This is a genomic window from Paludibaculum fermentans (assembly GCF_051172195.1).
GTDB lineage: Bacteria > Acidobacteriota > Terriglobia > Bryobacterales > Bryobacteraceae > Paludibaculum > Paludibaculum fermentans_A.
On the sequence record NZ_JBPJAQ010000001.1, the window covers coordinates 2,524,550 to 2,535,941 of the forward strand.

The 11,392-nt window shown below is 59.7% G+C and carries 11 protein-coding genes; 10 read left to right on the plus strand and 1 reads right to left on the minus strand.

Annotated features, from left to right (window positions below):
• Positions 1-85 precede the first annotated feature (85 nt).
• Genes ACR9Y2_RS10350 through ACR9Y2_RS10395 form a run of 10 tightly spaced genes read left to right on the plus strand, consistent with a single transcriptional unit; the run spans position 86 to position 10,647 of the window.
• Positions 86-793 carry an NADH-quinone oxidoreductase subunit C gene (locus ACR9Y2_RS10350; protein ID WP_435041093.1) on the plus strand — a complete coding sequence of 236 codons (708 nt, stop codon included), beginning with the start codon at positions 86-88 and terminating at the stop codon, positions 791-793.
• Positions 794-795: 2 nt separating this feature from the next.
• A complete protein-coding gene (locus tag ACR9Y2_RS10355) occupies positions 796-1,905 on the plus strand; it encodes an NADH-quinone oxidoreductase subunit D (protein WP_435041094.1) in 1,110 nt (369 codons plus the stop codon).
• 22 nt (positions 1,906-1,927) lie between these two features.
• Positions 1,928-2,383, plus strand: coding sequence for a NuoI/complex I 23 kDa subunit family protein (locus ACR9Y2_RS10360; protein WP_435041095.1), 456 nt, complete (start codon positions 1,928-1,930; stop codon positions 2,381-2,383).
• 48 nt (positions 2,384-2,431) lie between these two features.
• On the plus strand, positions 2,432-2,938 hold the full coding sequence (locus tag ACR9Y2_RS10365; RefSeq protein WP_435041096.1) for an NADH-quinone oxidoreductase subunit J family protein: 507 nt from the start codon (positions 2,432-2,434) through the stop codon (positions 2,936-2,938).
• Positions 2,939-2,942: 4 nt separating this feature from the next.
• Complete coding sequence (nuoK, locus tag ACR9Y2_RS10370; RefSeq protein ID WP_435041097.1) at positions 2,943-3,254, plus strand: NADH-quinone oxidoreductase subunit NuoK; 312 nt, start codon at positions 2,943-2,945, stop codon at positions 3,252-3,254.
• A gap of 14 nt (positions 3,255-3,268) precedes the next feature.
• Entirely contained in the window at positions 3,269-5,299 is a 2,031-nt protein-coding gene (gene nuoL / locus ACR9Y2_RS10375; RefSeq protein ID WP_435041099.1) for an NADH-quinone oxidoreductase subunit L, read from the plus strand.
• Positions 5,300-5,314: 15 nt separating this feature from the next.
• Positions 5,315-6,856, plus strand: a complete 1,542-nt coding sequence (locus ACR9Y2_RS10380; RefSeq protein ID WP_435041101.1) for an NADH-quinone oxidoreductase subunit M — start codon at positions 5,315-5,317, stop codon at positions 6,854-6,856.
• Positions 6,853-8,322, plus strand: a complete 1,470-nt coding sequence (locus tag ACR9Y2_RS10385) for an NADH-quinone oxidoreductase subunit N (protein ID WP_435041103.1) — start codon at positions 6,853-6,855, stop codon at positions 8,320-8,322. Before ACR9Y2_RS10380 ends, ACR9Y2_RS10385 begins: the two co-directional genes overlap by 4 nt.
• A gap of 13 nt (positions 8,323-8,335) precedes the next feature.
• On the plus strand, positions 8,336-9,526 hold the full coding sequence (locus ACR9Y2_RS10390; protein WP_435041105.1) for a complex I subunit 1/NuoH family protein: 1,191 nt from the start codon (positions 8,336-8,338) through the stop codon (positions 9,524-9,526).
• Positions 9,527-9,570: 44 nt separating this feature from the next.
• Positions 9,571-10,647 carry a 4Fe-4S binding protein gene (locus ACR9Y2_RS10395; protein ID WP_435041107.1) on the plus strand — a complete coding sequence of 359 codons (1,077 nt, stop codon included), beginning with the start codon at positions 9,571-9,573 and terminating at the stop codon, positions 10,645-10,647.
• 5 nt (positions 10,648-10,652) lie between these two features.
• Here the strand turns inward: ACR9Y2_RS10395 and ACR9Y2_RS10400 are convergent, their stop codons facing one another.
• Entirely contained in the window at positions 10,653-11,369 is a 717-nt protein-coding gene (locus tag ACR9Y2_RS10400) for a DUF2461 domain-containing protein (RefSeq protein WP_435041109.1), read from the minus strand.
• Positions 11,370-11,392 lie beyond the last annotated feature (23 nt).

An 11,392-nucleotide genomic window follows, 5' to 3' on the forward strand; every position in this document is an offset into this window, starting at 1 on the left:
GGGTTCACAGCACTCGGGGAACTTCGGACATTTGACACCGAATTTCCGGTTGTGATAACCCTGAATGTTCAGTTAGGATTCTTCCATGCCTGACGACCTAAAGCCGGAAGGCGCCCCCGCGCCGGAGCCTGTTCCGCCAGCTCAACCGCCTCCCGCCGCTCCACAAATTCCCGATGCCGCCCCGGTAACCCCGGCCGCGGCGCCGAAACCAGCCGCAGCAGCCGCGCCAAAGCCTCCGGCCGCCGCGAAGCCGGCGGTCCCCCCTGCGCCCAAACCTCCGGCTGTCATGGTTACCGCACCGTGGGAAGGCGAGTTGCCATCCACTCTGGCTGCTGAGTTTCCCGACCAGATCTCCGCCTTCTTGAGTTACCTGGGGCAGAACTTCCTGGTTGCGAAACCAGCGTCCGTGATTCCTATCTTGCAGTCTCTAAAGGACAATCACGGCTTCGATTACCTGGTGGACATTACCGCAGTCCACTGGCCAAAGCGTGATGAGCAATTCGACATCATCTACGTGCTCTACAGCTTCCCGAGAAACGAGCGCATACGGATCAAAGTCCTGCTCAAAGACGGGGAACGGGTTGCGACCGCCACGACGGTTCACATCACGGCGGATTGGCTCGAACGCGAAGTCTACGACATGTTCGGAATCGAGTTCGAAGGACACCCGAATATGCGGCGCATCCTGCTGCCGGATGAATGGTCGACCTTCCCCTTGCGCAAGGAGAACGGAATCCTGAACATGGATCAGAAGTGGGTCCAGGAGAACCTGGGGATCGAGAGCGGACAATAGCCATGGCGGGAACATTCCTCGATTCCACTGAACTCGTTCTGAACATGGGGCCGCAGCACCCCTCCACTCACGGCGTGCTGCGCGTGATCGTAAAACTCGACGGCGAGCGTGTGCTGGGCACCGAGTCGGTGATCGGCTACCTGCACCGCGGCGTCGAAAAGATCGCCGAAAACCGCACGTACACGATGTTCGCGCCCTATGTGGACCGAATGGACTACGTGGCAGCAATTTCCAATGGGTTGGGCTACTGCCTGGCCGTGGAAAAGCTCCTGAACGCCGAGGCCACTCCTCGCGCCCAGGCCGTCCGCGTCGTCCTCACGGAGCTCAACCGCATCGCGAGCCACCTGCTCTGGTTGGGCACCCACGCCCTCGACATCGGCGCGATCACTCCCCTGTTCTACTGCATGCGCGAGCGCGAATACGCGCTCAACATCTTCGAGAAGTACTGCGGCGCCCGTTTGACGACGCACGCCTTCCGCATCGGCGGTCTGCAGTATGAGACCTATGAGGGCTTCGAGCAGGAAACAAACGACTTCTGCGACATGATGCTGCCGAAGATCGATGAGTACGAAGAGTTGCTCACCGGCAATCGCATCTGGCGTGAACGCATGATCGGCGTCGGAATCCTGAACATCGAGGACTGCAAAGCCTACGGTGTGACTGGCCCCATGCTGCGCGCCGCCGGGTGCGCCTGGGATATCCGCAAGGCCCTTCCTTACTCCGGTTACGAGAAGTACGAGTTCGACATCCCGACCGGAGAAAACGGCGATACCTACGACCGGTACATGGTGAGAATGCAGGAGATGCGCCAGAGCGTGCGGATTGTCCGCCAAGCCGTGGCCGACATCCCGACTGGACCCATCATGGCTAAGGTGCCCAAAGTTCTGAAGCCGCCGGTGGGCGAGGCTTACGTCTCTATCGAAGCGCCCAAGGGCGAACTTGGCTATTACATCGTCAGCGACGGTTCCACGCAGCCTTACCGCTGCCGGGTGCGGCCGCCGTCCTTCGTCAATCTTCAATCGCTCGACAAGATGGCGCGCGGTTCGCTCGTAGCGGACCTGGTGGCCATCATCGGCACTATCGATATCGTGCTTGGGGAGGTGGACCGCTAACCCCCGGCGGATCTAAACGACCATGCGTAAGCTTCTGAGAACCATTTTTCTCGTCGACCTTGTGCAGGGCCTGATGGTGACCTTCCGGACTCAGCATCCGAAGAACATCGTCACCGAGCAGTATCCGGCCCAACGCCCCAAGATCGCCGAACGTTATCGCGGCGCTCCACGGTTGAATATCAACCCGGAGAACGGACAGACCCTCTGCATTGCCTGCGATCTTTGCGCCCTCGCGTGTCCCGAAAACCTGATCGTTGTCGGCTGGGAACGCAACCCGGAGACCAAGCGCAAAGATCTCATCAACTTCACCTATGACACCTCGCGCTGCATGTTCTGCGGCCTGTGCGAAGATGCCTGTCCGGTAGACGCTCTGGAACTGACGCAGGACTTTGAATTGGCGAGTTACTCGCGGGAAGGGGCGATCTTTGACCGGCAGATCCTCGAAGAGGGCATCAAGCCTACCAAATACAAGTTCTAAGAGCCCCCAGACTGACAGGGAGCGGGTTCTCATACCCGACGTGTGCCCATGCTAGAAACCGGATTTTTCTATGCGTTTGCCGCGCTGACACTCATCGGCGCGATCCTTACCGTCACTTTACGAAACGCCATCCACTGCGCCCTCGCTTTGATCGGGTCGCTGGCCGGCGTTGCTGGGCTGTACCTGCTGCAAAAGGCCGAGTTCCTGTTTGCCGTCCAGATTGTGCTCTACATCGGCGGCATCATGGTGCTCTTCCTGTTCGTCATCATGCTGGTTAATCTGGACGCTTCCGCACGCGAACGGCAGTTCCACCGCCACTGGATCGCCGCCGTGATCTGCGTCATCGGCTGCGGGGCGCTCATCACCTGGTTCCTGCGCCAGGGGGCCGGCAGCATGCATTTGGGGCAGTCGGCGCCTGAAATCCCCTCAGCGGGCAACGTTGAAGCGCTTTCTGAGGTGCTCTTCAAACAGTATCTGGTGCCCTTCGAACTGGCCTCCATCCTGCTGCTGGTGGCGGTTGTCGGCAGCGTCATCATGGCGAAAAAGAGGATTTGATCCCATGCTGCACCCCATCACCACGGAACACTATCTGGTCCTGAGCGCCGCGTTGCTGCTCATCGGCACCGTGGGAATCCTGCTGCGCCGCAATGCTGTGGTCGTCATGATGTCCCTCGAGTTGATACTGAACGCGGTCAACATCAATCTGGTCGCCTTCAGCAAGCATCTGCAGCAGTTGAACGGCCAGGTGTTCGCCATCTTTATCATCACCGTTGCCGTGGCGGAAGCCGCGGTTGGCCTTGGAATCCTGATCGCCGTCTTCCGTAACAAGGAAACGGTGCTGGTCGACGAAATCGACCTGCTGAAGTGGTAGGAGGAGCCGGCACGATGAACTTCCTCGATCTCATCTGGCTGATCCCCATCCTGCCGCTCTGCGGCGCGGCGATCATGCTGTTCTTTGGCCGCAGTTTACCGAAGGCCGCCATCCGCATCATCAGTCCCGGAGCTGTCCTGCTGTCGTTCCTGCTTTCGCTGGGCGCCGTTCTCGAACTCGCTTCGCTGCCCGTGAAAGTGCACCAGGTCATCCTGTTCCAGTGGCTCCCATTGCTCCACGCCGACATGGGCTACATGCTGGATCCTCTGTCCAGTGTCATGATCCTGGTCGTCACCGGCATCGGGTTCCTGATCCACGTGTACGCCACCGGTTATATGGCCCACGAGCACGGTCCCCGGCACGGCGGCTTCTATCGCTTTTTCGGATACCTCAATCTGTTCGTCTTCTTCATGCTGACGCTGGTTCTGGCCAACAACTACCCCCTGCTGTTCGTGGGCTGGGAAGGTGTGGGCCTGTGCAGCTACCTGCTCATCGGCTTCTACTTCAATAAGAAAAGCGCCGGCGATGCGGGCAAGAAAGCCTTTATCGTCAATCGGATCGGTGATGCGGGCTTCATTCTGGGCATGTTCTTCCTGTTCCAGCTCACCGGGTCGCTTACTTTCGTCGACGTGAACGAAGCGCTGCGATCGGCGCGGTTCGCTCCCGAGGTTGGATTCTTCGGCGTCCTGAGCCTGACGGCCCTACTACTGTTCGTGGGCGCCACGGGTAAGAGTGCGCAAATCCCGCTGTATGTGTGGCTTCCGGACGCCATGGAAGGCCCCACCCCGGTCAGTGCCCTGATCCATGCCGCCACCATGGTGACCGCTGGCGTCTACATGTGCGCCCGGTCTAATGCGCTGTTTGCCCTGACTCCCGAGACCTCGCACATCGTGGCCGCGGTTGGCGCCGCGACAGCCATCTTCGCGGCTTCCATCGGGCTGGTTCAAAACGACATCAAGCGCGTACTGGCCTACTCCACGGTTTCCCAGCTCGGGTACATGTTCGTTGCGGTGGGCGTTGGCGCCTACTGGGTGGGCGTCTTCCACCTCTACACGCACGCCTTCTTCAAAGCCCTGCTCTTCCTCGGCGCCGGGTCGGTGATCCACGCCATGAGCGGCGAGCAGGACATGCGCAAAATGGGCGGGTTGCGGAGCAAGATTCCCATCACGTTCACGACGATGTTCATCGCCTCACTGGCCATTGCCGGCATTCCCGGACTGGCTGGATTCTTCTCGAAGGACGAGATTCTGTGGCAGACGTGGTCGTCGCCGCTCGGCTCCAAGGTACTGTGGGCTGTAGGCTTCTGTACCGCATTGATGACCGCGTTCTACATGTGGCGGCTGATGTTCATGACGTTCTACGGCGAAGGCCGCATGGACGAACACACGAAGCACCACATCCACGAGTCGCCGAAGTCGATGACCATTCCGTTGATGGTGCTGGCCGCCGGGTCCATCGGCGCCGGCTGGATCGGCATGCCGAAGGTTTTCGGGGAAAACGGCTTCTTCCAAGGGCTGGAACACTGGCTCGCACCGGTGTTCGAAACCGGCAAGGAGGTGGCGGAGCATGGAGCCGAGCACCACGATACCAGCATGGAATGGATCCTGATGGGCCTGTCGATTGGCGCGGCCCTTTCCGGCATCTTCCTGGCTCGCCACATCTACCTGAAAATGAAGGAGTCCGACCGGCCGACAGGCGGCGCACTCCATCCAATTCTTTACAACAAGTGGTATGTGGACGAGATCTACGACTTCCTGTTCGTTCGCGGGTTTTCGATGCGCGGCGGCACGCTGATGGGCGCCTTTGACCGGACCGTGGTCGATGGCGGTGTCAACGGCACGGCCTGGCTGACCAAGATGGTCTCCCGCATCTCCATGTGGTACGACACCTGGATCGTTGACGGGCTCGTCAACTTGAGCGCCTACACCGTCCGTGCGCTCTCCTTCCCGGTGCGGTTCTTCCAGACCGGCTTCCTCCAGTCGTACGCGCTCGTCTTTATCGCCGGAGTCTTCGCCATGTTCGGATACTTCTGGTGGGTTCGCTAGCGGAGCTATTGAGATATGCAAGGACACCTACTTTCGGTCATCCTGTTCACGCCGCTGGCCGGACTCTTCCTTCTGCTGTTCATCCCCAAGTCGCAGAAGACATTCATCCGGCTTTGGGCCAACATCACCGCGGCCATCGGCTTTCTGGTCTCGCTGCCGCTGATTATTGGCTTCGACCGTTCCAATGGGGGTTATCAGTTCGTCGAACGTGCGGAGTGGATTCCGTCACTGGGCGTCCAGTATCTGATCGGCGTCGATGGCATCAGCGTGCTAATGGTGATGCTCACGACGATCATGGGCTTCCTGGCCATCTTCTCCTCATGGGATGCCATCAAGGATCGGGAGAAGGAATACTACTCCATGTTCCTGCTCCAGCAGACGGGCATGCTGGGTGTCTTCATCTCCATGGACTTCCTGCTGTTTTACGTTTTCTGGGAGATGGTCCTCGTCCCGATGTACTTCATCATCGGCGTGTGGGGCGGCCCCAGAAAGCTGTACGCAGCCATCAAGTTCTTCCTCTACACGCTGACCGGCGGCGTCCTGATGCTGCTGGGCATCCTGCTGCTCTACTTCAACTACTTTGCTCAGTTTGGCCGCTACACGTTTGAGATCGCGGAACTGATGAAGATCAACCTGCCGCTGGCCACCCAGCAGTGGGTCTTCTGGGCCTTCTTCGTGGGCTTTGCCATCAAGGTGCCGATGTTCCCGTTCCACACCTGGCTGCCGGACGCCCACACCGAGGCGCCGACCGCCGGATCGGTGATCCTGGCCGCGGTCCTCCTCAAGATGGGCACATACGGTTTTATCCGGTTTTCGCTCCCGCTACTGCCCAAAGCGAGCTCCGATCACACAATCGTCACGATTGTGGCGGTGCTGTCGATCATCGGTATCCTCTACGGAGCCCTGGTCAGCCTGATGCAGCAGGACTGGAAGAAACTAGTGGCCTACTCATCGGTCAGCCACCTGGGTTTCTGCACCCTCGGCATCTTCGCCCTGAACCAGAGCGGCATCACCGGATCGATCATTCAACAGATCAACCATGGGATTTCGACCGGCATGTTGTTCCTCGTGGTGGGGGTGATTTACGAGCGCCGTCACACACGTGAGATCAAGGAGTACGGCGGTCTGGCGCACATCATGCCCAATTACGCCATCGTCTTCGCGATCGCCATGCTGAGCAGTGCCGGCCTGCCACTCTTGAATGGCTTCGTTGGTGAGTTCACCATCCTGCAGGGAGCATTCGACGCCAACCAGGTCTGGGCCGCTTTTGCGGTGCTGGGCGTGATCTTCGGCGCCGCATATCTGTTGTGGCTCTACCAGCGCACCATGCTGGGTGAGGTCACCAACGAGAAGAACAAAGGGTTGCCGGACCTGAAGTGGCGTGAATGGGCGGTTTTCATTCCACTAATCATCTGGGCCATTTCGATCGGCGTCTATCCTAAGCCGTACTTCGACATCCTGGAAAAGCCGGTAGCGCAGATTGTGCACCGCGTACATGACACGGCCAACGCCGCGGTTGCGCCTACCACCCACACTCCGGAGGTTGCCTCCCGATGAGCGTGTATTACACGTCGCTCGACAACTTTGTGCTGCTGCCGGTCCTGCTGCTGGCGCTGTTTGGTTGTGCCACCCTGCTGTTCGACTTCTGGGTCTTCCCGGAAGCGCATCAGCGCAAATACCTGCTGATCTTCGTCGGTCTCGGCGAAGCGTTTGCAGGACGCGCTTTTTGGATGCAGGGCAAGAGCCTGGCCAGTTACGGCGGCGAGATCTCGGCCTTTCACGGCGCTGTCGTCATCGACCATTTCTCCCTGTTCTTCCACTGGATCTTCCTCATCACCACCCTGATCGTAGGGCTGATCTCCTACCGCTACCTGGAAGTACGGGATGAGCATCACGGCGAATACTACGGCATCCTGATGCTGGCGCAGTGCGGCATGTTCTTCCTGGCCAGCGGCAATGAACTGGTCACCATCTTTGTCGGCCTGGAAACGATGGCCGTCTCGTTCTATGTGCTGGTTGGCTTCCTGCGCGCCGAACAGCGCTCCAACGAAGCGGCGCTGAAGTACCTGCTGCTGGGTGGGCTCTCCTCGGGCTTCCTGGCCTACGGCTTCTCGATTCTCTACGGAATCGCCGGATCCACTCAACTCAACGATATTGCCAAGGCTGTTGCCACCCGCGGGCATTCCGACACCATCCTGTTCCTGGCCATCGCCACTACGACCGTCGGGCTGTTGTTCAAGATCGGCGGCGCTCCGTTCCATATGTGGGTGCCGGACGTTTATGAAGGTGCGCCGACGACAATTACCGCGTTCCTGGCCGTTGGTTCCAAAGCCGCCTCGTTCGCCCTGTTGATGCGGTTGTTCGCGAGTACGCTCGGCTCGGCCCGCGCCACCTGGGAGCCTCTGCTCATCGCCGCGGCCGTGCTTTCGATGACCATCGGCAACCTGGCGGCGATCACCCAGACTAATACGAAGCGCCTGCTGGCCTACAGTTCAGTAAATCATGCCGGTTACATCCTGCTGGGCGTGATCGCTGGCAACAACACCGGCTACAAAGGCGTCCTGATTTACCTGCTGGTCTATACCTTCATGAACCTGGGCGCGTTCCTGGTGCTCACCTCGCTCACCCGCAGGGGCCTGGCCGGGGAAGACATCAACGACCTCCGCGGCCTCATGAAGAAGTCGCCCGGGCACGCTCTGTGGATGCTGATTTTCCTGCTGTCGCTGGCCGGCATTCCACCCACGGCCGGATTCTTCGGTAAGTACTTTATCTTCCTTTCGCTGATCGAGACCGGCCACTATGTGCTGGCGGTCCTCGGCTGTCTGTATGCTGCTGTCGCCATCTACTACTACATGCGGATGGTGAAGGCGATGTTCATCGAGACGGAGGAAGAGGAGACGCCCGCGTTGAGCACCAGCTTCGGCATGCAGGTCGCCCTGGTGGTGACCGGTGTGATGACCCTGGTGATCGGCGTCTATCCGGAACCGTTCGTCCGCCTGGCGCAGCAGAGTTTCCAACGATGAGAGGCCCTATTCGATGAGCACCGTTTTCACACAACCCTGGTTCATCCCGCTGGTTACAGGGATCATCATCATTGCGTTGGCTCCGTTGGCCGTGGCGTTCACTGTTCTGTTGGAGCGCAAGGTGCTGGCCGACATGCAGGCGCGGCTGGGTCCGATGCGCGTGGGTCCGAATGGCGTTCTCCAAACCCTGGCCGATGCCGTCAAACTGCTGCTGAAGGAAGACATCGTCCCCAAGGACGCCAACCAATGGATCTTCCGATTCGCGCCGGCCATCAGTTTTTTCACCGGCGCCACCTGCCTCACGGTGGTCCCCTTCTCGGACACGATCAAAGTGGCTGACGTGAATGTCGGGCTGCTGGTGATTTCCGCCATGTCCGCCGTTGGCATCCTCGGCCTGATTCTGGGCGGGTGGTCGTCAAACTCGCACTATTCGCTGCTCGGCGGACTCCGTTCGGCCGCACAGTTGGTGAGCTATGAAGTGGCCCTCGGCCTCGCGCTGATGAGCGGAGTCATGTGCGCGGGTACGCTCTCGCTGACGGGCATCGTTCGGGCACAGCAGGCGCAGGGCATCTGGTTCGCCTTTGATAATTTCGGCCTGATGCTGGTGCCGATGGTGATCTATTTCATTAGTTCGGTGGCCGAAACGAACCGCGCGCCATTCGACCTGCCGGAAGCCGAATCAGAACTCGTGGCCGGCTATCACACCGAGTACAGCGGCTTCCGCTGGGGCATCTACATGCTCTCGGAATACATCAACATGTTCGCCGTGGGCAGCGTCCTGGTGACCCTGTTCTGGGGCGGCTGGCTGCGGCCCTTCCCCAGCGTGTCCTGGCTGGCCGTTCCAATGAACTATGGCACGCCGCTGTTGGTCTTTGGCGGCACCGGGCTCGGCTGCCTATATCTCTCCCGCCGCCAGCCGATTCCGGGCTATACCATTGGTATGGCAGGGCTTGGTATCGCCTTTCTGGGTGTGGCGGCGCTCTTCATGGTTCCTGCCGTGAATGGTCCCTCAGCTCCGGTCTTCTGGTGGGCTCTGAAGCTGTTCATCGTGCTCTACCTGTTCATCTGGATGCGTGGCACTTTCCCTCGCTATCGCTACGACCAGCTGATGAATATCGGCTGGAAGATCATGATTCCAACGGCGATAGGCTCAATCTTCGTGAACGCCGTCGTGGGCATGGCCCGGCAGACTTTGGGCAAGTGACCTGAGTCACAGCCTTTCCTGTGGCGAAAGTCCACAATGAGGCCATGAGTGCAGCGCCAGCAGTTGCCCAACCGCCCGCCGCTTCCGGCCGGAAGCCGAAAAAGCCGTTTGTCCGGCGTATCGGAGCCGACCGCTCGCAGATGCTGCGGCGTGCCGTCCAGTTCTCTTTCCTGGGCTTGAATCTCTGGATCGGCTTCCAGTTCTACCTGTTCGTCCGGCAGTTCGAGGGCGCGGGGTTGTCCGGGTACACCCGTCCGCCGGGGGTCGAGGGATGGCTGCCCATCGCGGGCATGATGAATACCCGCTACTTCGTCCTCACCGGGCAGGTACCGCTCGTACATCCCGCGGCGATGGTGCTCTTCGTGGCATTTCTGGCGGCGTCGATATTCTTCCGCAAGGCATTCTGCGGCTGGTTGTGCCCGGTGGGCACGCTGTCTGAGTACCTCTGGAAGCTGGGCCGCGATACCTTCAAACGCAACTTCTACCTGCCCCGATGGCTCGACATCGGCCTGCGCAGCCTCAAGTACATCCTCTTCGGCCTGTTCTTCTATGCCGTCTTCTCCATGCCGCCGATCGCCCTGAAGGAGTTCCTGGAGTCACCGTACGGCTTGGTCGCCGACGTCAAAATGCTGAACTTCTTCCGGAACATGGGAATGGCGGCGGCGATCACGGTAGGAGTCCTGATGCTGGCCTCCGTCTTCGTCCAAAACTTCTGGTGCCGCTACCTGTGTCCCTATGGCGCACTGATGGGGCTGGTATCGATGCTGAGCCCGATGAAGATCCAGCGCAAAGCCGAATCATGCATCGACTGCGGCAAGTGCGCCAAGGCCTGCCCCTCCCGTCTCCCCGTAGATAAACTGATCCAGATCCAGTCGGCGGAATGCCTGGGCTGCCTGGAGTGTGTGGCGGTCTGTCCGGTTGAGGACACCCTCCACATGGCGCTGATGGTGCCCTCCAGGAAACCCGTGCCGGCGTGGGTGATGGCGGCCGGCGTGGCTATGCTGTTCTTCGGATTGGTGGGGGCGGCCAAGCTCACAGGCCACTGGCACACCCCGCTCTCCAACGAAACGTATCAGGAACTGATCCCGAACGTGAACGACTACTCGCACCCAGGCCGGTAGTTCCGCTAGATCCAGCCGGATTCCAGGGGAGCGCGCTTCTGCTTCATCGACAAGAGCGGTTCGTTCAGGAAGCTGATCATGGGGGCCATCGCTTTGAATCGTGAGCAGATCTCGCCCAGCAATTCCGGGCTGGTGGCTAGTTCCGCGGGCAGTTCACGCCAGTAGAAGAACTGCTTCCGCTTCAGCCATTCGATGGCGGGATGGTCGGCAGGGAACCCTTTGGGCGGCCGGCTGAGCGCATCGCCCTTCATCGCCTCCATATCGGCCAGTTTCTTATCCGCCAGCAGCTTCTGGAAGCGTTTGAAGTTGTCCATTATGTGGACGCGAATCAGTCGCAGATTCTCGGCTTCCGGCATGTACACCCCACCGGCGAACCCGACATACTTGTGCGAGATCTCGAAGTAGAACCCGCCGGCGATGTGTTTGCCCAGGTCGTTGCGGTAGAACGATGCGGCGAGGTGGGTCTTATACGGCGTCTTGTCTGAGCTGAATCTGGTGTCGCGGTAGATGCGGTAGATCGCTTTACCCGGTGCTGTTGCCGCCTCCGGAGCAAACTTCGTCATCTCCGCGCCCACGGCCGTCACCAGCGCCTCCAGCGGCGTTTTCACCTTTTCCAGATAGGTGGCCCTGTTCGCTTCAAACCAGTCGCGATTGTTGTTCTTCTCCAGATCCCTCAGGAACTTGATGGATTCCTTGGGCATTCCGGCAAAGCTGGCACGCATTCGGCTGCCTCCCCTACAATTGG